Origin of the sequence: Luteolibacter ambystomatis (assembly GCF_018137965.1) — a bacterium.
GTDB classification, from domain to species: domain Bacteria; phylum Verrucomicrobiota; class Verrucomicrobiia; order Verrucomicrobiales; family Akkermansiaceae; genus Luteolibacter; species Luteolibacter ambystomatis.
Window position 1 is genome coordinate 4,128,474 of sequence record NZ_CP073100.1, and the last position, 25,120, is coordinate 4,153,593.

Below are 25,120 nucleotides of genomic sequence, written 5' to 3' on the forward strand. Positions count from 1 at the left end.
TTCATCGTCCCAACGGGACGACCCATACCAGCCAGGGGTGAAACCCCTGGTCAGGCCCGCCAAAATGATCGCGCCCTGTAAGGGCGCCCCATGTGGGCTACGCTTTGTTTAGTCCCAAAGATACCGTTCGTCCCCTTCCAAGCCATATTTCGCCAGCAACCCTCGGAACTCATCACGGAAATCCATCTCCCGATGATGCTCTTCCTGGCGATCAATGTAATCGATCAGCTTGGGAAGCTGCGACTGCCCGACAGAAAAAGCTCCATAGCCCGCCTGCCATTCGAACGACTGGTGTTCGCGTGATTGATCTCTGAGCCATCCCGAACTCGACAACTTCACCCGTTTGACGAAATCCGCGGCCGTAGTCGTTCATCCGAGATCGATCGCCAAATGAACGTGATCAATCACGCCGCCAACACGATAGACCTCGCAACCCAGACTTCTGCCAACACTGGCCATGTAGGCAAAAAGGCCGGGTCGCAATGAATCGTCCAACCACCGTTCGCGGTTCTTGGTCGAGAACACGACATGGATCAGCAGGCGCGAAAGGGACTGGGGCACGATCCATTCTAACACGGTCCGCAATACGCATGGGGCGCCCTTTCAGGGCGCGATCCTATGAACGTGCATGACCAGGGGTTTCACCCCTGGCTGGTATGGGCCGTCCCGTTGGGACGAAGAAAGAAAACGGGCACCTGATTCAAAAGAAAAACCATCACGCCTGCTGCAACGTCCCTTCCGTCACACCGAGCTTCTCCAATGCTTTCACATGACGCAGCAGCGTCACGGAATCGCTCTCGCCGCGAAGGAGCGCCTGATACGCGCGGATGGTCCGCTTCGCCGAGTCCTTGTCCTCATCAAGCAACTCGATGCGGTAACGCGATAGGCCCGTCGCCCGCAGCTCATCGAAAAATCGCGCGCCGGTCTGCGCCCGTCCGTTGAAGAGCGTGTTGCGGCAACCGACATCCGCCACCAGCCGGTGCAACTGCCCGACACGATCCCGCAGATGCACCACGTGCTCCTCGCACGGCCTTCCGCAGTCCTTGTAGCTCGTGCCCTTGCTCAGGAAGGTGCAGAACACGCAGTGCTCCATGTGGAAGAGCGGCATATGCTGGTGAAGCGTCAGCTCGAACCACTCCGCCGGAGCGCCGCGCAACAGATCGAGCACCTGGGAGATGTTCAGGTCATACGACACCGTCAAGCGATCCAAACGCGCGGCATCCTTGAGCAGCTTCGCCGTGATCGGATTCGCCACGTTCAATGAGAAATCCCCGAGCTTCTCGAACTCAGTACGATCTTTGTAGTACTCAAGCGAGGAGAGATTCCGCAACAGCACCGCATCCGGCTCCGCGCGCTCGATGAGCTTCAGGTAGCCGCTCTCCCCCGGCTTGAGAATACGCGGTGTCGCCAGCGAAATGCGGGTGCCGGTATCGGAAGCACGCGATCGCACCATCGCCACCGCATCCTTGTAACGGCGCGGGTCTTCGAAATCGCAGTGAACGAGCGACACCCGGCTGTCGAGTGCCGCATCCACCTGCGCGAGACTGCGGCAGAGTACACTGAGGACCGTTTCGCTGGAGTCCGCGGACGCCCGCTCCGGCATCAACTCGCGATAGGAAATACCCGTGCCCTTCACCACCGCCGGACCGGATGAAGCCTGCGAATCCAGCGCCTCGACCAAGGCACGACGCACGCGGTTGAGCTCCGAAACCGCGAGGTGGCAATCACCCTCGAGCTGGTTGTCGAGCGAAGCCAGCTCATAGGAGGTATCTCCGAGCCGACCGAGCTGGGCGATCAATGTCTCAGCGGAAAGCGCATGCTTCGAAGCAGCTTGGAGCGGCGACGACGAACCCGCCGTTGCTCCGCCAGACGCAATCGCCACCACCAGCGGCTCACCCGGCTGCCCACTCACCACCAGATGCAGCGGTGTCTTCTTCTCCTGGAGCTTCGCATTCTGCCAGAAGCGACGGATCTCGGACTCCAGCTTGGGATCGGAAGTTTTGTAGAGCGTCTGACCGGGACGGATGCGATCAAAGTCGAGGCCACTGTGGCTGCGGTGGAACAGCAGGCAGCCGTTCTCGATCTTCCAGATGCGCGCGCCCTGCTCCTCGTTGCGATCCTCCCCGGCGTCGAACACCACGCCATCGCCGGGCGTGAGCGGGATTGCAGGCTCATCCTTCAGCTCGACCCAGCCCGGACCGCAACGCGCGATCTCACCGAGCAAGGGTCCACGCTTCTTCCCGAAGCGGCCATGGACGAGATACGGATGATCCGTGCCCGCCAGCCAGCCGGTGGTGAGGCCGCGGGAAAAAGTCATCTCCAGCTCGTAGCGATCTTCCGCCGTCACACTGGAGGCGGCACCCGCGATCGCATCGTCGATCGCCTTCCGATATACGCGCGTCACTGCCGCGACATACTCGGGCGACTTCAGGCGGCCCTCGATCTTGAACGACTTCACGCCCGCCTTCACCAGCCCGGGGATGATGTCCACCGCCGCCAGGTCCTGCGGCGAGAGCAGGTAACGGACCTCTCCCAATTCGCGGACCTCGCCATCAACCATCAGCTCGTACGGCATGCGGCAAGCCTGCGCGCACTCGCCGCGGTTCGCCGAACGCTGGCCCAGCGATTCGCTGGTCAGGCACTGGCCGGAATAGGCGACGCACAGCGCGCCATGTACGAAAACCTCCAGCGGCGCATGGACGTAGCCCTCGGCAGCCGCTTGGAAACGCTCGATCTCTTTCAACGAAAGCTCACGTGCCAGCACCGCCCGCTCCATCGGAAACAGCGTCTCGATGAACGCCAGCCCTTCCGGTGACGTGATCGTCATCTGGGTGGACGCGTGCAGTTCCACGCCCGGCGCGATCTCGCGGGCCATCTTCGCCAGCCCCAGATCCTGGATGATGAGGGCGTCCACCCCGGCGGCTGCGATCAGGCGGAGCTGCCGTTCCGCCGCCTCCAGCTCATCGGTGAAGACCAGCGTGTTCATCGTCACGAAGCCTTTCACCCCGTGCTTGTGCAGGAACTTCATCAACTCCGGCAGGTCGTCCTCGGTGAAATTGTCCGCGCGCAGACGGGCGTTGAACTTCGGCAGGCCGAAGAAAATCGCGTCCGCCCCGGCGGCCACGGCGGCACGGGCACAGTCCCAGTTTCCGGCGGGACTGAGGAGCTCGGGGGTGGCGTCGGACGGCTGCATGCGCGGGAGGTGGGGAAACGATGCGCTGGATTCAAGCAAAAGGCAGGCGAAACTTTCTCCCGGTGCGAGGGTTATCCCCATTGCAACCCCTTCCGACCATGCTTCCGCAAGCCCCTGACCCCTGGACGATCTATGAAGCCGCGCACCTGCTGAACCGGGCCGGATTCGGCGGCAGCCCTTCGGATATCAAGACTCTCCACGCGCTGGGCCGGACCAAGGCGGTCGATTCCCTGCTGAAACCCGCCGTGGGGCCGGACGAGTTCGCGATGCCGGAATGGTGTACTCCCGCGAAAATGGCGGAGGACATGCAGGAACGCATCGCCCAGTTCCGCAAGCTCCGCGAGGAGACGAAGAACATGACCCCGGAGGAGGCGGAAAAGGCGAAAAAGAACGTCAACCAGACCGAGCAGAGGGAAAACCGCCAGCATGGCATCGAGGGCCAGGGCTGGTGGTTCCGCTCCATGCTTCACACCCGGGCGCCGCTGCGGGAGAAGATGACGCTCTTCTGGCACGATCACTTCGCCACCTCGATCCAGAAGGTGAAGCAGCCGGTGCTGATGATGATGCAGAACGACCTGTTCCGCCGCAACGCCACCGGAAATTTCCGCCAGCTCACCCACGAGATCGCCAAAAACCCGGCGATGATGCTCTACCTCGACACCCAGAATTCGAAAAGCGGCAAGCCGAATGAGAACTTCGCCCGCGAGGTGATGGAACTCTTCACCCTCGGCGAGGGCCACTACACCGAGCAGGACATCCATGAGGCCGCCCGCGCCTTCACCGGCTACCAGCTCAACCGCCAGAACGGCACGGTATTCCATAACCGCCGCCAATGGGACGATGGCGAGAAGACCGTCTTCGGCAAGACCGGCAAGTTCGACGGCGATGACGTGGTGAACTTGATCTTCGAGCAACCGCAGGCCGCGAAGTTCATGGCCGCGAAGCTCTGGGAATACTTCGCCGCGGACAATCCGCCGCCCGCTGCCGTCGAGTCGATGGCCGCCACCTTCCGCTCCGCCAACTACGAGGTCGCCCCGCTGCTCCGCGAGATCTTCCTTTCGAAGCAGTTCTATGCGGAGGAGGTAATGCGCAACCAGATCAAGTGCCCGATCCAGTTTCTGGTGCAGATGCTGAAACAGCTCGATCTCAACCAGGCACCGCAAGGCTACACCATGATCGCCCAGCAGCAGCTCGGCCAGGTGCTCTTCAATCCGCCGAACGTCGCCGGCTGGGACTGGGGCAAGGCATGGATCAATACCAACACCCTGCTCACCCGCTACAACGTCGCCGGGTTCATCACCAAGGGCGCGGAAAAAGCCCCGGGCCAAGCTTTGCCAGTGGACGAGTCCATGGCCATGGCCCGCAAGTCCGACGATTCGGAGATGATGGACGACGACGACAAACCGAACGCAGGCAAGCGCAAGGGCGGCGGCGTTCAAGCCGCGCTCGGCAAGAAAGCCACGCCGGAGAAAGTCGCGATGGTGACCGAGGTCGCCGCCCGCAACTGGCGCGGCCCGGATTACGACCGCATCGCCCCGCGCGAACTCCGCAAGCGCCATGAGGATCTCGTGGATTCGCTGGCCTTGCGCTTCTTCCAAGCCCCGCTCGCCGACAAGAACCGCAAGCGCTTCATCGCCTTCGCCGAAGAGAAGGAAGGCGTCGTCTTCACCAACCACGAGGTGGCCGAACTCGTCCATCTGATGCTCAGCACGCCCGAGTACCAACTCACCTGATCCCTTTCTCTCAACTCCCAACTTTCATCTCTCGACCGCCATGAAGACCCGCCGCGATTTCCTCCGTGCCACCCTGCTCGGCGCATCCGCCACCTGGACGGTGCCGATGTTCGTGGAGAACACGTTCGCCCAGCTCCACAACGATACCAAGGATCTCGCCGTCCAGCCGGTCACCGGCAAGGATGGTCCGATCCTCGTGGTCATCCAACTGGCAGGCGGCAATGACGGCCTCAACACCCTGGCACCGTTCGCCGACGATGCCTACCACAAGGCCCGCCCGCGCCTCGCGAAGAAGGAGAAGGATCTCATCCGCCTCTCCGACTACTGCGGCCTGAACAACTCGATGCCGTGGCTCGGCTCCCAGTTCAAGGAAGGCGATCTCGCGATCGTCCAAGGCGTCGGCTATCCGAATCCGAACCGCTCGCACTTCGTCTCCACCTCGATCTGGGAAACCGCCGATCCGGCGAACCGCTCGAACACCGGCTGGCTCGGCCGCTACTTCGACAACGCCTGCTCCGGCAGCGATCCCACGGTGGGCATCAGCTTCAGCAAGACCCAGCCGGAAGCCTTCGGCGCGGCCCGCAATCCAGGCATCTGCCTTTCCACGCCGGAACTCTACCGCTGGATCAACGGTAACGACGACTCGAAGACCGCCGAGGAATTCTTCTCCGATCTCAACCGTCCGGACGCTCCGGTGGAGGGCGGCTCGATCGCCATGGCCGCCGGTGGCAAGACCGGCGCGATCCAGGGCGAAAGCAATCTCTCCTTCCTCGAACGCGTGGCGCTCGATGCCCAGGTCAGTTCCGCCAAGATCCTGGAGATCGCATCGAAGCACAAAACCAACGTCCAGTACGACGGCACCCCGCTGGCACGCAGCCTCAACCTCGTGGGCCGCATGATCGCCGGTGGTCTGCCGACACGCGTTTTCTACGTCTCCCACGGCGGCTTCGACACCCACAACAATCAGATGGGCACGCAGGACCGCCTGCTCGGCCAGCTCGACAGCGCGCTGAAATCCTTCATGGCCGACCTCAAGCAGCAGGGCGCCGCCGACCGCGTGGTGGTGATGACCTTCTCCGAGTTCGGTCGCCGCGTGGGCGAGAACGCCAGCGGCGGCACCGACCACGGCCAAGGCTCCTGCCTCTTCACCCTCGGCCAAGGCGTGAAGGGCGGCCTCTACGGCAAGTATCCGAGCCTCACCGACCTTTCCCAAGGCGACCTCAAGTTCACCACCGACTTCCGCGGCATCTACGCCACCATTCTGGAAAACTGGCTGAAGACCCCGTCAAAGCCGATCCTGAAGGGAGCCTACGAGAAGCTGAGCTTCATGGGATAACTATGATTGCTTAATTTAGAGCAATCATAAATTGCCATCACTCTTCAGGTTGAAGTTCTTTCCAAAATTGCTCTAGCGATTCACTTATCTGCTCTAAAGGTTGTCCAGAAGAAAATATACTGTCTGATCGGTAGTAATAAACCGGAGCCTCCATTTTTTCGCAATCTACAAAGAAATAATCCCCCCCCGGATCTACAGCAAAGGGAAAAAACTTCTTAGGCGCAATCATCTTTCGCAAAATCAAATTCCGATAGGTATCGAGAGCAGCTACCCTCCCTTTGCTTGATACCAATGGGAGAGTCTCATTCACCAAGGTATCTAACGTATCGCTTTTAAATACATATGGATCTGGATCTCCTCCATTATGTTGCAAAAAAAGTAGCCGCAGTGCCTTTGGGAAAGCAAATCCCAATTCTTTCTCCGCATCCGCCACTTCTTCTTCTGTTAGAATTTTGTCAACATTGATAAATTTCATACATTTGGAGTTATTTCCCAGGAATCGCTAGACCCGCAGCCCTTATACTTGCACGAGCAGGGTCACTCAAGTCGTAAGGAACTCCAAACGCTGATTCATATTGCGAAACACCACCCCTGTGAGGATAAGTAGCTTCATGTGCGGGTCGCTCAACAAGCTGCATTGATCCGGTGTTAGTAACGGGATCGTAATCATCGAGGTGATGCCATGTGTAACCTTGAGGTGCCTTACTTGTTTCACCTAAACCTGCAGCTATGTTCGCGGCTTTGTAATCTCTGCTCCTAGTTCCAGTATATTCAATTTGAACAATATTACTCTGCCCTTCACCCACAGGGTATAGATGAGGAGAATTAGAAAAGTCTACTCCACCAGTGGCATTCCTGAGATGTCCCACCTGATTTGATGTGGCACTGCACCCACTCTCGTTGTGGCTTAGTACCTTGGCATCCCCAGCAAAGTAGCTGTGAACCGTCTCGACCTCCAGGTTGTAGACACGATGGATACCCGTCACGGGCAGGACGGACTCAACCTTCTCGACTCCCTCTCGGGTGCGCAGTTCTTCACCCGGCTTGAGCTCGGAGGTCGCCACCCAATCCTGACGGGTGGCTGAATAGAGACGGTGACGGTCCGTAAGGCGCAGGGTATCCGCGCGGCCCTGCATCCGGACCTCCATGACGAAGGTATTGAGATGGGTGATCGTGGAGAGCACCACACGGCCGGTTCCCTCGGAAATCCGCGGGCAGGGCGCGATTTCGCGGACCTCCGCAAATCCTTGCAGCCCCATTTCCTCCAGTGCGATCCACACCTGTCTGCCAGGTGCTGCTCCCGTGAGGGCGATCCATTCATCGGAACGCAGCAACGAGAGGTCGACCAGGTCGGACGGGCATTCCGGATTCGGCATCCGCAGCGTGATCTTTTTCCACGAGGCCGGATCCACCTCGGTGGTGGAGGCATCGTCAGTCGTCAGCACGCGGTCACCCACCTGCAGGGATTCGATCGTACGGGCTCCCGCCGCCGTGGCGATTTCCGTACCGCCCACGAAACAGAAGCCGGGAACCGCCGGCATTTTCTCCACCGCCGAGACCGGGCTGTAAGGGTTCGACGCCGAATTCTGGAACCCGACCTTCGGTCCATCGGGATTCACGGTAAACACGCTGCCCGCTCCGACGCTGCTGCTGGCGGTGGATTCCCACAGTCCGATCGACGTGCTGAGGATCGCCGTGCTCGCATTGAAGGTACTGGAGATCTGCTGGGCAGCCGTCAGGTCCGCTCCGGTGAAGAAATTCCGGCCGGTGACCCCTTCGACCGCCCATTTCGCCACATTGACACCGGGGATCCATTCAAACGCGAGATCCAGCTGCTGGGCATGGAGCTGCCCGGCAGGACTGAACATATAGTTGGTGTAAATCTGGGAACCCGTCAGTCCGCCGGGACCGGAATAGCCCGTCAATGCCTGCGCCACACCGGCGGAAATCGCATTGCCCGTACTGGCCACCCACGCTCCGCCCCGTTCGACCGCCTTGCCAAACCGCCCGTCGGGGTCGGCCTGGTTGATCGGGTCGTTCCCGCAATAATCGTAAAGAGAAAGTGATCCGGCATGTCCCATCGGATCCGGCGCCAGCCAGGTTCCCGAGACAGGCTCGTAGGGTCTCAAACCCATCTGCAGGAACCCCGGAGGATCCGTGGTCAAACCCCGATAGCCGAGAAGCTGATGAAGCGGGACGGCACTGTCCTGGACGGCCGTATTCCAGCCCGCCATCGCGCCCCACGCTCCGAACCGCACGTTGCTCCATTGGAGGGCTCCTCCGGGAGTATCGAACCAGCCGACGGTATTACCCCACCAATCGCTCGCGATGCCACGCCAGATTCCGGCGCTGTCCCGCACGGCCTGAAGGCCGCCCAGACCACCGAGTCCACCAAACGATCCGGAACGGTCGACACTGTAGGCCTTCCAAGACCATCCCACCGCACCGGAGCCGGTGGAGACACCTTGCCCGATCGAGAGGAACTCGACATTCGGGTCGTAAACCTCGCGGACGGTGAAGGTTTGGCTACCCTGGGGCGTGAAAGTCGTGCGGATGCGGCGGTTCAAGCCGTCATAAAGGGCGGTCCAAACCGATGGATTGACTCCCGTTTGCACGACCTTGACCAAACGGCCGGCCGGATCCCAGGTAAGGGCCTGTGCCATGCCGCTCGTCCATGAACGGGAGATCACCCGCCCGATCTCATCGTAGCCCACCGTCTGGACATCATTCTGAGGAGCGACGGTAAACTGGGAAGTAGCGGCAGGCGCGGTCCAACCGCTGGGGTGGGTGGCGACCGCCGTGAGGGTATGGCTTCCCTTTGCCAGAGCAACGGAAGCGGACCATGCGCCCACGGAGTCCTGCCAGCCCGGGAAAGTTACAGCGGCTGGGACTCCATCCACATCCACCCGCACGGTCTGGGCACCGAACGCCGTACCGGAAAGGGCCACCGGTCTCGGCTTGCCCTCGTAAGTCACGGATTTCTCCCGCGCGAAGTCTCCCGAAACAGGCAATTGCGCGCTCTTCCAAGCCAGGCCATCGCTCTGACGCTTGCGGCCGACAAGAACACCCGCGCCTCCGGTGGATTTGAAAGTATTGGAGTCGTAGTAGAATTGATCGACCTCGTTGCCCGAGGCCCCCGGACGCTGGGGATACGACTCGGAGACGAGACGATAGCTGGCGTCGTATTCATACTTGCGGAGCTCGTTCCACGCTCCTGCGCCCCAGCGGTTGATCTGCAGTTGGTTGACCTTGTCCAAAGCCGACCATCCCAGTGTCGTGCCGATCTGCGGAGTGGTCTCCTGAAGAGCCAAGGAGCCAGCCACGCGAAGGCCACGCGAAGTGGTTCTCCCAAGCGTGTCACGACCGATGGCTTCGTTCTGATAGGGTCCGGAACGTGAAGCGAGCAAGCCGGCGGTCGAAAATCCGGAAGCAAAGGTCTGGGACCCGACTGACGTGGAAATCATCCGTCCATCCGCCCGGTAGCCGAAGGTCTGGGTGAAATCGGCAATCGTACGTCCGGTACGCCTGCCTGCCGCATCCAGCGTCTGCGAGATATCCGATTGAACGGTTCCACCAACCGAGACGGTCTCATTGAGCAACAATCCGGAGCTGTCCGACGAGCGCGTCACCACGGTGGTTCCTCCAATCCCTGTTTCGGAAATCGAGTTGGGATTGCCGAGTTCGTCATAGGTGATCGATTTCGTCAGGGCATCCTCCGGATCTGGACCTGTGCTGGTCGATGACGCCAACCTCAGGCAATCATCATAGGCATTGGTCGTTATCACGTTCGCGGCATTGGTGCTGGATTTCAGCATCCCCGCCCAAGCATGGCTCGCAGGATAGTAGTCAAAGGTGGTCAACCTCGTGGTGGAGGTTCCTTGCGCCAATTTGTTAGACGTCAATCTTCCAGCGGTATCGTAGATGGATTTCTCGGTCATCCCTCCCGGCATCTGCCTTTCCAACAGATTGCCAGCTCCGTCATACACCATGTTGACCTGCAATGCGCCGGGCCGGACCTCGGACAAAACATTTCCCTGCCAATCGAACGTGCGGGTCGTGATATTGCCCGCGCGATCGCGTTGGACGATCGGCGTTTCACCTGCCTCGTAAGTGGTGGTGGAATAAGTGCCGTCCGCCATCGATTGGAGGACCACGTTACCCGCGGTATCGGTCCACGTGTGGCTGACCAACGCATCCGCCCCGGTTCCAACCGTCGTCGTGGTTCCGTTGAAATCCGGCGTGTAGGAAGTGGTGGCCTTGCTTACCGTGTGGCCCGCCGAATCCTGGATCTCCACGGATTCAACCCGGCCGAGCGCATCACTCAGACTGATTGTCACTTCATTCAGAGCATTGGTCATCCGCGTTTCCCGGCCGAGCGGGTCGGGATAGCGGAAGATATCGATTCGACGGGCGGCCTGTGAAGTGGCAGGAGGCCCGGTGATCGTCCTCGGACGGCTCAAACCGTCGTAGGCCGTCGTCGTGGTAAACCCTCCCTTGGTCTCGCTGGTGAGGTTGCCCCGGCGGTCGAAAACGCTCACGGCGGTCTTCAACACCGTGCCAGCGGAGGACTTCAGTCGCTCCGTCACCGTCCGGTTCGCGTCGTCATAGACCAGCTCCTTGTAGGAGCCATTGGGCAGGATCTCCTTCGCCGGCCGACCGTCCGCATAGTAGCGCCATTCGTGGATCGACCCATCCGAATTCTCCCGCTTCCGGAGCTGACCGCGGGCATTGTAGTAGCACTTCGTAACTCCTCCGAGCGTGCTGGTCTCCTGGGAAACCTGACCTCCAGGCTCATAGGCGAGCCAGCGTGAAGCCTTCACCACACCACCGGAACCCTTGTAGCCACTGTAATAGTCCACCCGGGTGGCCCGCCCGATGCCGTCATACTCGGCGGCAATGGAATTGCGGCGGGGAGTGCGGACCTCGATCAGGTTGTTGAATTTGTCGTAGCTGTAGAAAGTAGTCGCTACCGCCGCATCGCCCTGCGGGGTTTCCACTCCGCTGCCATCCGCTTTCGCGGCACTGAGCCACTGCAGGCGCTCGGACAAACGCCCATTCTTGTCATAGCGGTTCAGAACGCGATCGTTCACGCCCGTGCGCATGCCATCGGTCCACTCGACCTCTCCGTTCAGAGTGTAGTAAGTCTGAACGATCGACTTCAATGAACCCGCCTGACGCTGGGCAATGGTCCGGCGTCCCATCGCATCATAGGTGTAGCTCCACTTCTGATCAGGTCGATCGCCTGCTCCGGTCTGCTTTTCCTCAATCAGCTCACCACGCAGGTTGTGTTTCAGGAGAACCGCCACGTCCGGATCGTCCGTACCGGTTCTGGAGGTCTTGACGGTCGCAAAACCGCGATCGTCGTAGTCCCAGTCGATGCGGGACTCATCGGCGGAGCCTTCCGCCGTCTTTTCCCACTCGACCAAGCCCTTGGCATAGCGCGAGGTGCCGGTACGTGCTCCGAACTGGCGCACCACCTTGGAAACAAGCGTGGCCCCGACCCACTTCTCCACTCTGCTGGCGAGATAAGGATAAAGTGAATCATCGTAAAACCACTTCGTGGTCATACCGGAGGGATCGGTCTGTGTCACCGGCAGACAGCGGTCGTTATAGGTCCATGTCGTGACGGATTTCTCCCCAGAAGAAGCCACTCCATCCCCATCGATGTCGGCAGGGGTTGCATCGGTCCCCAGCGACTTCTCGATGACATTGCCCTTCGAGTCGTACTTGAATGCTTTGACGACACCCCGGCGGTCCGTGATCTTCTTGAGGCTCCGGGGATAAGCGCCAGCCCCGGTTTCGTTCGCACCATACCACTCCCGGGTCTCAGCCGGAGTCTCGGGATCATCCTCGGAAGTGATCAGTCCATCCACATAGGTGAATACCGTGGACCGCCCGTAAGCATCCTTGACGGTGGTCGTGCCACTCAAGGTCTTGGTGGTCTCGTTCTTGGTATTGGCGTAGATAAACTCCGCGTTCTGTACCGGCACGGCACTGGAATCCACGATCGCCCGTTGCTTGATGACGCGGCGGGAATCGTCGTAATCGTTCTCCAGCATCCGACCCTCCGGCTTGCTCTCGCGGATCAGAAGGTGATTCGAGGTTTGGACGGTTTCCCCGGAAGCAACCGTGGTCTCCTGACCGTAGGCATACTGGTGCGTGGCACCGTCCGGCAGGGTCACTTTGACCAGATCGCCCTGAAGGTCATATTCATATGCCACCCGCCGCCCATCCTGGGTCCACGCTTCCGCGATGTGACCGTAGGTATCGTAGTTGAACCCGAGAGCATTGCCGTTGCTGGCGGAGATTTTCGCCAATTGGCCGTAATCGGCCGCGCCCGTATCAGGACTGGGTCCATCGCCATAGTAGGTGAAGGACAACATGTTGCCCTGGGCATCCTTCCAAGACTCCAGATAAGGTCTCTCACGAGTAATGGCATTCGCACCACTCCCGATCGGGAAGGACTTCACCTTGAACCGGCGGACTCCTCCGTTCGGACCGGAGAGCGTGTAAATCGTGCTGCTTCCCTCCGTGCTCTTGACGATCCGGTTGTTCATCGGATTCGAAGAAGTGCCTGCCCCACCTTCGTTCAGGTTCTTCAGCGACGGATTATCAGCCATCGTTGGAACGAAAGCCGTTGGATCGGCGGCATCGACCCGGTAGGCGATGACCGAGCCATCGGCCTCCGCAGCGTAAAGAAGATCCGAATCCTCGGACACTCCGATGAACGGCATGATCGAGGACTTCCACCCATGACCAAACTGGCTGTCGGACGTCGACAAGCTGGAATAATTCCGCCGCAACTGCAGGGGCATCGGGCCCGGCAGGGTCAGGTCGATTGCGTCGACATAGAAGTCCCCTCGGACGACATCCACCGGATCCGAGACCCACCCACCCACGGTGGAACTCATGTTGTCGCTGATGAAGCGGCCAACGCTGTCAATGCCTCCTCCGACCGAACTGATCGCCCCCCCGATACCATTGTAGACTGCCTCATAAGTACTGAATCCAGTGACCATGATGGATCCGAAGAAACTGCTGGACCCCATCGCACCACGGGATTCCGTCTCCCGGAAGTAGTCCGAGATCCCCAAAGAACTGAATCCGTAATCGGTCGCCTGCTGTGTCCAAGCATATGTCTGGTAATTCGTAGGGGAATAGATGGAGCTGGAGAGATTGGAATAGGTCGAAGAATAGTCCCAAGTGCTGTATGAGGCGGGTGCAACATACGATGAACCCGAATCAAAATAACTATACGAGTAGCCAGATGACCCCAATGACAAGGTCCCGCCACCTATATAGTCGCTTCCATAATATGGCGTATCAAACGTGGAGCCGAACCCACCATTCGTATAGTTTGGCCCCGACGTAATGTAGGCTCCCGTGACAGATGGCTGCAGCACCATCGCGCCAACTCCATCATAGGACAAGCCGGCACTATTGACGTTACCCGGCGTGATGTAAGCTTTGGCGTAATCTCCTTCCTGCGGGTCGTTGAAAGCTGTTTGAACCTCGCTCCAGATCGACGGCGCCCAGTCTTTGAGCTTCTTGGAGACAGCTCCTTTCGTGTAAGTCTTTTCGCCTTCGCTGGCATAGTTGTTCTTGGTCAAAGTAAGAACGCCTGTGTTAGGAGAAACTCGCTCTGGAAGAGCTTGCGCACGCTGAAGTAATTTCACAGTGGAAACCGACGCGGCCTCTTTATAATAATCATTGATGACCTGATGCTCTTGAGCGGATATTTCCGAGATCATCAGCTGCGTCATATCGGTCCGATGAGGATCTTGTGGAAGATCATTATCTGTATGCACCATGCCTCTGCTTGCCGATGCCACTTCGCTGAAAAACATGTCAACGCTGGCCCGAACATAGGCAGGAGCTTCGGTGTAGCCTCCTGGTGGAATCTGGTTTGGTGGATACGGGCCAGCCGAAACAGGAACATATTTACCCGGAAAGACGCAATTGAAAGCATGAAAACTTTTGCCGTTTGAATCGACGTCCAGAAAATAACTGCCGATGCTTGCCTGCAGCTTACTCAAGCCTGCAGCGTAATATGAAAACACCTGATGCTTGTGGAGGCGAGAATTATTGACAGCAAATTCACCGACTCTCTTATAATATTCCATTCCCATCAAGTAAGCGCTTGCGGCAGATTTGAACATATCGCTTTGCTGCGTGGGAGCACCTGGAACCTGCCTGTAGCACTCTGCCAGATAATCCAGCATCCGCTGGCTGACGCGCCCAAAAGTCAAACAAATCGCCCCGAGATCGCCATCCGCGATCACCGGGCGGCTGATGATAACCTGCTTTGGATTTACTCCCAAAGGACTCGTCCAGACACCATTCGAATCAACCGATCGAGGCTGGGAGGGTGTCGATAGATGAACCACGCCCGTGGCGTTGGCTCCGCCCCCGCCTTGGAAGGTAATTTTCGGCGGCGCAACATCATAGTCATATCCATAGCCTGGGTCGGAGATGGTCACCCCCGTTACAGCACCATTCGAAATCGTCGCAATCCCCACGGCGTTGCGATAGCCTGCTATTTTCTCGATATTTGCCGGAGGATCAATAATGACGGTTGGCGCGGATGTGTAGCCAGCCCCTTGGGAAAGCATCTCGACACTCGCCACATCACCTCTCAGATATCTGGATTGCCTCACATGAATCACTTCTATATTTATAGTCGGATCATTGATGAAATCCTTGGTGACGTGAGAATTTGGATAGTGGTATGGAGCCACGTAGCCAAAATAGGCTGATTGAACCTGCATCCATGTTCTGTTCCCGGAATTATGAAAATCCCCGATTTCCGGATTAGGATTAACGAATTTGGAAATAGGTAGCTTGCCACGGTAAGGAAACAACCAGAGGCCTAATTTGAAACCATAAGAGGGTTGAGATTGACTGCCGATACCTCCTCCCGTGTGAACGAAAAATGGCCGACAGTGAAGATCCATGGAAAACCATTCTTCGCTATCAAGCTTAATGGCAGGAATGTTTTCGGCGGGGTTCGCAACCCTGTTCACCACCACCCTGACGGTATCAAACGTATTCGGCCGATCAATCAAACGGCCGTAGACGGTATGTGCAGCCGCATTCAGGCGATAAGGTCGCGGAAACTCATCAAACGAAGTGCGATTGAGTTTACGATCGAGATATTTCATCCCCACATCCTCGTAGTTGACCCCTTTGGACGCCAACTGTTGCGTCGCAAACCTTTTGAATTGGAAGGAGGGGACATTGGGAAGTACTGATGTACGTTTGCTGCCTTCACCGCCATCTCCCGTCGGGGTGAAGCTTGAATTGGTTGTCACCAAAATCTTGTCCACACCGAATCCAACGCTCTCAACGCCGATGCGGATTTTATGCCTTCCAGTGCTACTTGCGGAAAATGAAATTTTCCCTCCGGTCGTCTTGGTTCCGGCCCAATTCCAGCCAGCGCTGTTGGGAAGATCGGCGCTACCAAGCAATGTGCCATCGAAGAAGATGCGGCATTTGTCGAAACGGGGAGGTGCTCCAGCCGCGCTCGACGCATTTCCTTTGATCCAAACGTAGTAGGTTGTCGCAACTGGTATATCCAGAACGTATTCCAACACCGGAGCGGTATCCAAAGAAAGGTTTTCTGGCGGACCATTGTAATCCTTTAAATTATCCCTATTCACCGCCTGCATCCACCCCCCCACATCGTCCGTATCTCTATTGAACCACTGAGAGGCAGGGGCCGCAGTCGAGGGGATGTTTTCGTTGAAATTCTCTGCTTCAATAACGAAATCCCCATTCCCATTTGGCAGATTTGAACTAACTTGGTCTGTTAAAATATTCGAATCATTTCCTTTTAGGTATTTGGCGACCCACTCAACTCCGGATTTGCAGTCATCGGGAAAATAGTCGTAGAGATTTTCCCCTTCGACTACCGAAGTGTCCTTGATCCAAGGATACAAGTGAACCCAGCGATTTTCCGACTGAATCCACGCAGCCACCCAGGGATAATGCACGGGCACTTCTACCGGCATCCTGGCCTGACCGGCATTGTCCACTGCCCCTTGAACTCGAAGACCGAGTATTTTTTCGAGCTGGGTGTCCAGCATCAGGAGATCATCCTTATGAGGCTCGACATATACCGCTGGTACATTGGCCTTCCGCAACATGTAGACAAGCAAAGCGCATTGCTCCCAGGGATTCCCCGCACCCTCCATGTAGGTGCCGAACGCGCTTCGATTCATGCCGCCGGCCCAGATTCCTCTGGGGTCCGTTTGCCCATCCTCGTTGTATCCCAAGGGATCAATCAGGGCGATCTCATTGTGAACGTAATTCGCAATGGCGACAGGATCGTTGTTCAGATCATCCACCAGCTTGTCCAGCTTCGGATGTTGCCGCAATTCGGGAGTGTCATCCAGGACCGTGGCTGATTGATAGCTTGAAGGGATTGCAGGAGGCGCGTAACCTCCAACTCCCGATAACTCCTGCTGGGACAGCCCCAGGTACTCAGATGGCAGAGGCTCACCGGTGAAGTGAGGGAGATCGATATACTTTGATTTCCATGGCGAACGCGAAGTGAAGTTGATCGCGTACATGGGTTGAAAGGCCGCGTTGGCGGCAAGCACCGGATTGGAGGTGGACGCCATCGGCGTTCCCGGCAGGATCCAACCCTTGTAGTCGATGATATAGTAATAGTCGGGATCGCTTCCCCGATGGGTGATCACATATGGCGCGAAGTTGCCTGCTTGTTGAGCTTGCTGGGTAATCTCGCTATAAATTTCAACGAATAGTTGTAATCCATGGAAAGAGATTTCCTTTTTGCCACCTGCAGCCAAAAAATCGCTCCAAGCTGGTTCCCCGGGAACTGGAAGTTCAAATTCAGTCGTGTCGGAGGGCAGCACTCCTACCGCAGTTCCCGAAAACTGCGATTTTTGATAAGCCCGGATGCGAAATACTCCCTTGTTGGTCGTACTTCTGCCGCCGCCATATACGCCAAGCCGGTATTCACGATCCGTGTAAAGAGGCGTACCACCTCCCGCATCGCCATAGGCGGCCGCGGGATTTTGCAAAGTCATCGTGATCCCGGGCCCCGGTGAAACATACAGATCGGTCCTTTGCGTCCTGCAGAACCACGGAAGTGTGGATTCCGCGGCATTTGGATCTCCGAAAAGATCCGCATTGTTACCCGTTTCTCCCAAAGCGATCCCTTTTTGCTGATCGGCCGGGATGATAACGCGCTGGGCCGGCACCAATCCACGGGTAATCCTCGCGCCCGTGGCATTGGAGTTGGTCTGCGCAAATGTTGCGCCGATGGTGAGGATGGCAGCGGCGACACATGCGACGCCTCTGAAAAGGCCAATGAATTTCATACTCAGGAATGAGGTCAGGGAACCGTGCTGCCGTTGGCAGGAGAGGTGATCGTAATCGTAAGGGCGCCCGAGCTCGCGCTGTTCGGGCGGGTGTCGTGGGAATTGGGGACGCCATCTCCGTCTGAATCGCCCGAAGGACCATTCGCTCCGGAATCAGAATAGGGATCCAGCCCATGGGCGATTTCCCAATCGTCGGTCATGCCATCACCATCCTTGTCGTCCACTCGGTCCGAAACCAACGCCCGGACGTAGATGACGGATGGCTCCGATCCTGCTACTGCAGAAACAAGCCGCGAAATTTCCTGGTTCGCCCCGACATAGTAGTTCGGCTCGTTGGTCCAGGTCGTCATATTGGTGCTCCATTGCAGACGATAGTATTTGTCCCGGACAGCGAACCACTTGATAGCCTTCGGAGAAGTGGAGGTGACCTGCAGATACTCTCCCGCGCTGTTTGCAATCCGCCCTTTTTGCGCTTCCTGCAGATTGGTAAGTCCATCTCCGTCTTTGTCGTCGCCCGGGCCGTTCTTCAGAACCGGATCGTTGGCTGCGGATTTGGGAGCGAATTGATAATAGACTTCATAGCCATCCGGCATGCCGTCTCCATCCGTATCCGCGTTCACGGGATTGAGGCGCAAGGCATACTCCTGGGCATTGGTCAGCCCATCCCCGTCCGGATCGGCATCGGGATCTTGAGAGGCGCTTCCGAACCAAAATATCTCCCAGTCATCGGCCATATGATTCCCATCACCATCGGCATCGCTTGCAGGATTGAGTCCTAATGCATATTCGTCGGCATTGGAGACGCCGTCCTGGTCGTAATCGTCCCCGGGGTTGGTGGAGACTCCCGTGGTGAAATAGTAATTCTCCCAATCATCCGGCAAGCCGTCGCCATCGCTGTCAAGTTGGGCAGGCAACGATTTGACGGTCGTTTTGTGATGGAACTCCCACGAGTCACTCAGACCATCGTGGTCGTAGTCCTCCGTCCCATTCCGTGAAAGATTTCCGAAATAATAGATTTCCCAATCGTCCGGGAGACCATCTCCATCTCCGTCGGCGGGGGACAGGGGATTGGTTCCTTGGCCGTATTCCTGCGCATTGGTCACTCCATCTCCATCCGGATCCCCACTGCCGCTTTGCGAAGTGGTGTTTCCAAACCAGCTTGTCTCCCAAGCATCCAGCAAGCCGTCCCCATCCGCATCGGAACTGATGATGGAAAACGTCGTCGGAAGTGAGAAGCCCTGGTTGCCGTCACTATCGGTGACCACCGCATAGTTGTAATAGGATCCGGCGGAAAGTCCGGTGAGGCCCAGCACCCACGGCGCTGCGGTTTTCGTGCCCACCAAAGCTCCCGCGGAATAGAACTCGACCTTCTGGATATTTCCCGTCCCGTCGGGATCCGTGGGAGCCGCCGTCAAGGTGGCGGCTCCGGGAGAAACCGATTGGGAGACGGTTGCAGACAAGGTGGTGTCCGGTGATCCGGGCAGCAGCTTCAAATTCGCCACTGCGGCAGGCAGAGATCGGGAACCGGTATTGCTGCCGTTGGCGAGCTGGCCGTTGTTATTCACGCCCCAAGTGTAGACCGTGCCATCGGCAGCGACCGCCACGCTGAAGTTGTTGGCTGTGATACCACCAGCAGAAATCCAAACGATATTTTGCAAAGCCCCGGTGTCGGAAGGGTTGCGGACTTGGGTGGCGAAGGCGGTATTATTGGCAGCGGAGGGATTCCCGAGCGCGCCTAACCCGTTGTAGCCCCATGCCCAGACATGCCCGGAAGCATCCAGAGCCAAGGTATGGGCTGATCCAGCGCTCACCTGGACGATATTGGTCAAATAGGTGGGGGTGGAACTCGTCTTGACCTTGGTCGGATAACCGACGTTGCCACTCGTATTGCCATCCCCAAGACGACCGTTCCCATCGTTACCGAATGTCCAGACGGTACCCTGCTCGCTGCCATTCCAACGCACAACGGCGGAATGATTGTCGGCAGACGAGATATCCGTGACGTCTGTCAGGTCTCCTCCACTGGATGAAATCTGGACCTTGGCGGCGTATGCTTGGTTGCCTCCCACTCCCGTGCCAAGCTGGCCATTGGTATTCGCGCCCCATCCCCAAACCTTGCCATCCGAGGCCAAAGCCAAGCCCTGCGTGTCTCCAAACTCAATCGCGCTGATACCTGTAAGATCCGTATTCAATGCGGTTCTTACCGTATCGGCATAGCCGCGTGATCCTGTGGTCATGCCAAAGCCCAATCTTCCATTCGCATGAGAGCCCCATGTATAAACCTTGCCATCGAAGCTCAAGGCCCCGCTCATGTATTGGCCGGCGGCTACCGCAATGCATCCTCCGAGATTGCCCGAACTCTTCACTACTTGTACCGCAGTGGAAGAATGGGAACTACCATTGTTGCCTAATTCCCCAAAGGAATTGTAACCAAAACACCATGGATTTCCGAATGAATCCAGCACCACGCTCTGGTAGTACCCCGCAGCGAGGGCCACTCCATTCGTGATCGCTCCCGAGGAACGAGCCGACGAAACGGGAGAGGTCGCATCCGTATTGGTGGTGACAGCGACTCCATTGCCCAATCTACCGTACAATTGCGGCCCCCAAGCATTGACGACTCCATTCGATTTGAGCGAGAGCACATGTTGGGCACCCGAAGATATCTCCCCAGTAATGCCGTATGCCATGGATGCGGTCGAACTGACATCGGATGACACCCACGCTTTGGCCTTGAGGGTAAGCGAGCGTTTCAGCAGCACAGAATTGCCCGACGACACCACCGGATCAAATTCAGTCGGTTCCGCGCCGTTCAACGTGTAGTGGATGACCGCGCCCGGAGTTGCGCAAGTAACGGTCACCGGTAAATTCGTAGCAGAAGAGCTGGAAGACGGAGCCAATGTCGGAGTTGATACAGCGACAGCCCACGCGGAGGAAGTTGCCGCGATCATTCCAAGGCTACCAAAACCCAGTAAGCGAATTTGCACACGCACATCCCAATCCGCTCCCGCAATTCGAGTCAATTTTCAATATGTGAAAATTACGTGAACCTCAAAAAAATTTCATACTCTAGATGTTCAGTCCCACGGAGAAGTGGCACAAGGAAAGGGAAGATGCCAATCTCCGAGCAATTTTGGGACACATACTTCACGGCAGCGCCAGAACGACGGCGGCAGTGCGTCGCACGATCCAGAATAGTTAAAAGAGCCTGAGAACACTCGTCGCTCGCTATGGCATCAATCTGAAAACCGTCGTGAAAGTGGCGCAAAAGGGCTTCGGTGGAGGACGCTCCCATGGGCCCGCCTCCGCCCTCCACGATTCTCACTACCGAACAGGAAGCGGTCGTGGTGGCCTTTCGCAAGCACACCCTACCCTCCTGCCACTCGATGACTGCCTGTATGCCTTGCAGACAACCATCCCTCACCTGACTCGTTCCTCGCTTCACCGTTGCTTCCTGCTCCATGGCATCAGTCGGCTCGGATGAACCGGACGATCAAGGAAGCCACTGTGAAGACCTACCCCTACGACAGCCACGAGCAGCTCAGCTGCCATCTTGATTGCTTCCTGGATGCCTACAATTTCGGCAAACGGCTCAAAACCTTGGCTGGCCTGATGCCCTACCAGTTCATCTGTCCTTGCTGGCAAAAGGAACCTGATCCGTTTATCTCAAGCTCGTTCCACCTCTCTCCGGGACTGAACACTTTAGAAACCGTCCGAAAAATAGCTCAGATGTCTCAATCGAGGAAAAGCGCCCGCCTTTTCGAACGAAAAATCTACGATTCCAGGTCATTTCCATGCTCGGAATCGACGTAAATTCCGACGGAAAGTTATTTTTCAGACCGCTTCTTCGACCGACTACCAAAAATGATTGCCGTTATGGCGAATGTGTCCGGCAGACGGAGCGGATGACCTCTGGCTGTCCAAGCAGGGTCCGGACACTGTTGTAGATCTTGACGCAAAGCTCCTGTCAGGAACCCAGCGAAATACTGTCCCTTGAGATGCTGCCACAGCCGTTCGATGGGATTGAAATCGGGGCTGTAGGGCGGCAGGCAGACCGGCTCGATGTGGTGCCAGTTCAAGCGCGCCGATTTGTGCCAACCGGCGTTGTCCAACACCAATAAGCACGGGCATATGATAAATCCGCTCTTGCTCCACATCTCTGCAAACCGATGGCATCGCAGTCCATCAAGATCCCAACCTACTTCTTCACCTTCGGCAGGACAGACCAAGAGAAATCCGTGTTATCCTCGTATGGAGCCCATGGATCTTTGCCTTTTGTCTCCCAGAGGTGCAACTGGCTGTAAAAGAACCCTCTCTGTCTGCCAGTCGTCATCCCTGTCTTGGATTTCACCGACGGAGCAAGGTGAAAGCGGTATGCCCCATCGTTGCCAAGATAAAAATACATTTCCGCCGAATATCCTTCGGCGACGTAATAAAATTGATTCTTGGAAGGAACCCGATCATCATAAAATTTCCCCTCCTTTATTTCAGATGAGGCTGTCTCAATGTGATACTCGTATTCTCCATTGGAATTGAATCGGAATAAATAACTACCGGATTCATTTTCCGCATAGAACTGGGTATTCAGATACTCTCCTGGTGTGACAAGATCGGCAGGATAAGTGATGAGCGATAGCCGGTGCATCAAATCGTAGTCCACCGATGCCGCCGGAATATCGAGCAGCATGGATGTAAGCATTTTTTCGCCCGGTCCAATGTAGCGGCCACTACTTAACTCCCAAGTGGCTCCGGCGTCCTCACTATAATAAGAACGCGCGACGGTTTTGGCAGCTTGATTGAAAGCGAGGAAAACACGCACCCCCGGCGTCGTGGCAGACCGGAAACGCGGAGCCGTCACCTTTGGCAAGGTGACACGAGTGGCCACAAAACGCGTGGCATCCCGTCCGACTCTCCGGATGGCCACATGCTGTATCACCACGGGTGTGAGGGGCTTTTGAAGATCGTCGTTATCTGGATTCTGGTCGTCGCTTGTCGTTGGCACGCTCAGGATGGCTTCCACTACATTTTGTCCCGAGATGACATGGCCGAAAACGGTATGTTTCCCTTCAAGTTGAGTGATGGGACAACCCGTGATGAAAAATTGAGATTCGTTTGTATTCAGACCAGAATTCGCCATGGCGAGCAAGTAGGGCTGGTCGAACTTGTAGCTCGCAGGGACGCTTTCCTTAAACTCGTCGGGAAAGTTGTAGCCGGGGCCATCGGTGCCATCGCCTTTTCGGGAGCCTGCTTGGATGATGCGGAAGCCTTCGTTATCCACCACTCGATGGAACGTCAGACCGTCATAGAAAAGCTTTGCCGGGCGGATAGTGGAAACGAGCCCCGTGCTCTCGTCCAACCACGGGCGGGTACCCTCGGCGAGCGTGACGAAATTGGCCACCGTCTTGGGAGTCTCCGCGTAGTTGAGCTGGCAGGTGAAGTTCCCGAGAGAGGTCTGGAAATCCGCGTACACCTGGGCAAAAGCCGGCAGGGGCAGAACCGCGAGAACCAGCGCGAAGAGGGTTTTCCGCATGCCGCGGAAGCTGCATGGATCAACACAAGCTTGCAAGTCGGGATTCTCCCGGAAACCCTTCGCCACGTGGCGTTTCCAACGGATACCACCCGCCCGCGCGGGATTGCACTTTTCGACCTCGATGGCACGCTGCTGCCGTGGGACTGCCAGATCCTCTTCTGCCATCGGGTGCTGCGTCGCTCACCGTGGCGGCGGTTCTATCTCCCTGTGTTTCTGGCATTCACACCTTTCGCCAAGCTGCTTGGTGCCGGTGTGATGAAGCGGGTTTTCCTTTCCTACCTGTGGCGGATGACTCCGGAGGAGCTGGTTTCCCACGCCCGCGCCTTCGCCCGCGAGTTGCATTTTTACCCGGAATTGGTCGCGGAAATCGAGCGGCATCGTGCAAAAGGCGACCTTTTGGTGCTGACCTCCGCGAGTCCGGAATTCTACGTAACCGAGATCGGCCGACGCCTTGGCTTTGATCTTTCGCTCGGCACACCGGTCGAAATCGAGGGCCCGCTGCCGTTCTTTCCGGATCTGGAGAACCACAAGGGCATGGCCAAGGTGGACCGCCTGAGGGAACTGATGCCAGACCGCTTCAAGGATGGCCACCTGCGCAATTCCCACGGCTACACGGACAGCACCGCCGACCTGCCGCTGCTGGCGATCTGCAAGACCGCCACGCTGGTGAATCCCTCGGAGAAGCTCACCGCCATCGGCCGCAAGCGCGGCTGGAATGTCACCCGTCCGGCCCGGCCATGGACCTCCACTTTGGACCGCTGGCGGCGCATGGCGGCGCTCATCACTGGTCTCGGTAGGAACCCAGCGGGCTGGGAATCCTGATCCCGCTTGAAACGGTTAGGCTTGCGATGGGATTGGCATTGGCAAATGGTGATGTGAGACGCACCCCATGCAATCCCAGCCCTCCGTCAATGTCGCTCGCCTGACCTATCTGCTGGTTTGTGAAGCCGCGGGATATGCCATCGCATCCAGCCTGAAGGGGGTGGTCTCCCCGGGTTTTCCGGTGGAGCTGTGGGGCCTGCTGGGCGGCCTGCTGGTGGCGGGCTTTTTCATCATGGTGGAGTCCTTGATCCGCGGCTTCTCGTTCCGTGGATTCTCGACCGCCATCTTCGGCCTGGGAGTGGGTCTCTTCTGCGCGTGGCTGCTGACACGGGTGCAGATCTTCTCCTTGTTCGAGGTGGCCCTGCGGGATCGCGAGCACGACTACAACCGCACGCTGGTGGAGCAATCCCAGCGGGACCTTTTCGTGGGCTCGGTGAAGCTGGCCTTCGATGTGACCTTGTTCGCCAGCCTCGGATTCATCGGCGCGGTGCTGGCCCTGCGCAGCAACCGGGATGACTTCGCCTTCATCATCCCCTACGTGCGGTTCCGCCAGGATGCGGACAGCGGGCAGCCGGTGGTGCTCGATCCGGAAGCGGTGATGGACGGGCGGGTGCCCGCGATCCTCCGTGCCGGATTTCTCCATGGCCGGCTGATCGTGCCCCGGTTCGTGCTCGATGAACTGCACGCGCTCGCGAATTCCCCCTCCGCCGCCCACCGCCAGCGTGGCGAGCGCGGGCTTGCGAGCTTGGAACAAATGCGGACCGCGAAGGATCTCCAGGTATCCATTCACGAGTCGAACGGCACCCGTCCGGACGAGGCTCTCAACAGCCGCCTGATCGAAACCACCCAACTCCTGGGCGCACGCCTGATGACCGGGGACGAAAACCTCAGCAAGGTGGCGAAGCTCCGCAACATCGCCGTGCTCAATATCCAGGATCTGGAGGACGCCCTCAAGCCGGTGGTCGCGGTGGGCGAGCGCCTGCGCATCGCACTGGTCCGCCCCGGCAAGGAGGATCATCAGGCCGTCGGCTATCTGGCGGACGGCACCATGATCGTGGTCAACCACGCGGTGCAGAAGATCGGTTCGACCGCGGATGTCCTGGTGATCAGCACGCTGCAAACCAGCGCCGGCACCATGATTTTCGCGGAAGCGGCTTAGGT

Annotated in this window: 9 protein-coding genes and 3 pseudogenes; 5 read left to right on the plus strand and 7 right to left on the minus strand. The window is 57.8% G+C overall.

Annotated elements, in window-relative coordinates; genetic code table 11:
- Positions 1–108 precede the first annotated feature (108 nt).
- Positions 109–576 (minus strand): annotated as a pseudogene (gene tnpA, locus KBB96_RS15880) (IS200/IS605 family transposase).
- A 139-nt stretch (positions 577–715) separates the two neighbouring features.
- Positions 716–3,193, minus strand: a complete 2,478-nt coding sequence (locus KBB96_RS15885; RefSeq protein WP_211630478.1) for a U32 family peptidase — start codon at positions 3,191–3,193, stop codon at positions 716–718.
- Between the two features lie 98 nt (positions 3,194–3,291).
- Between KBB96_RS15885 and KBB96_RS15890 the strand changes: the two genes are divergently transcribed.
- Both KBB96_RS15890 and KBB96_RS15895 read left to right on the plus strand, forming a co-directional pair.
- Positions 3,292–4,926 (plus strand): DUF1800 domain-containing protein, encoded by a 1,635-nt coding sequence (locus KBB96_RS15890; RefSeq protein WP_211630479.1) that lies wholly within the window; start codon positions 3,292–3,294, stop codon positions 4,924–4,926.
- A 40-nt stretch (positions 4,927–4,966) separates the two neighbouring features.
- Positions 4,967–6,262, plus strand: coding sequence for a DUF1501 domain-containing protein (locus KBB96_RS15895; RefSeq protein WP_211630480.1), 1,296 nt, complete (start codon positions 4,967–4,969; stop codon positions 6,260–6,262).
- Between the two features lie 37 nt (positions 6,263–6,299).
- On the opposite strand, the gene KBB96_RS15900 is transcribed toward KBB96_RS15895, so the two are convergent.
- Genes KBB96_RS15900 through KBB96_RS15910 form a run of 3 tightly spaced genes read right to left on the minus strand, consistent with a single transcriptional unit; the run spans position 6,300 to position 20,558 of the window.
- Positions 6,300–6,737 carry an SMI1/KNR4 family protein gene (locus KBB96_RS15900; protein ID WP_211630481.1) on the minus strand — a complete coding sequence of 146 codons (438 nt, stop codon included), beginning with the start codon at positions 6,735–6,737 and terminating at the stop codon, positions 6,300–6,302.
- A gap of 10 nt (positions 6,738–6,747) precedes the next feature.
- Positions 6,748–17,607, minus strand: a complete 10,860-nt coding sequence (locus KBB96_RS15905) for an RHS repeat-associated core domain-containing protein (protein WP_211630482.1) — start codon at positions 17,605–17,607, stop codon at positions 6,748–6,750.
- A 14-nt stretch (positions 17,608–17,621) separates the two neighbouring features.
- Positions 17,622–20,558: an RCC1 domain-containing protein gene (locus KBB96_RS15910; RefSeq protein ID WP_386780323.1), complete on the minus strand. Its 2,937-nt coding sequence runs from the start codon at positions 20,556–20,558 to the stop codon at positions 17,622–17,624.
- Positions 20,559–20,740: 182 nt separating this feature from the next.
- Here KBB96_RS15910 and KBB96_RS15915 point away from each other — a divergent pair.
- Positions 20,741–21,420, plus strand: a pseudogene (locus KBB96_RS15915) (transposase family protein).
- Positions 21,421–21,434: 14 nt separating this feature from the next.
- On the opposite strand, the pseudogene KBB96_RS21210 reads toward KBB96_RS15915, so the two are convergent.
- Positions 21,435–21,725 (minus strand): annotated as a pseudogene (locus KBB96_RS21210) (transposase); the annotation flags it as partial.
- Positions 21,726–21,805: 80 nt separating this feature from the next.
- Positions 21,806–23,137, minus strand: coding sequence for a peptidylprolyl isomerase (locus KBB96_RS15925; protein ID WP_211630485.1), 1,332 nt, complete (start codon positions 23,135–23,137; stop codon positions 21,806–21,808).
- 66 nt (positions 23,138–23,203) lie between these two features.
- Between KBB96_RS15925 and KBB96_RS15930 the strand changes: the two genes are divergently transcribed.
- Together KBB96_RS15930 and KBB96_RS15935 are read left to right on the plus strand one after the other, a co-directional pair.
- Positions 23,204–23,959, plus strand: a complete 756-nt coding sequence (locus KBB96_RS15930) for an HAD family hydrolase (protein ID WP_211630486.1) — start codon at positions 23,204–23,206, stop codon at positions 23,957–23,959.
- A gap of 67 nt (positions 23,960–24,026) precedes the next feature.
- On the plus strand, positions 24,027–25,118 hold the full coding sequence (locus tag KBB96_RS15935) for a PIN/TRAM domain-containing protein (protein ID WP_211630487.1): 1,092 nt from the start codon (positions 24,027–24,029) through the stop codon (positions 25,116–25,118).
- Positions 25,119–25,120: the final 2 nt, after the last annotated feature.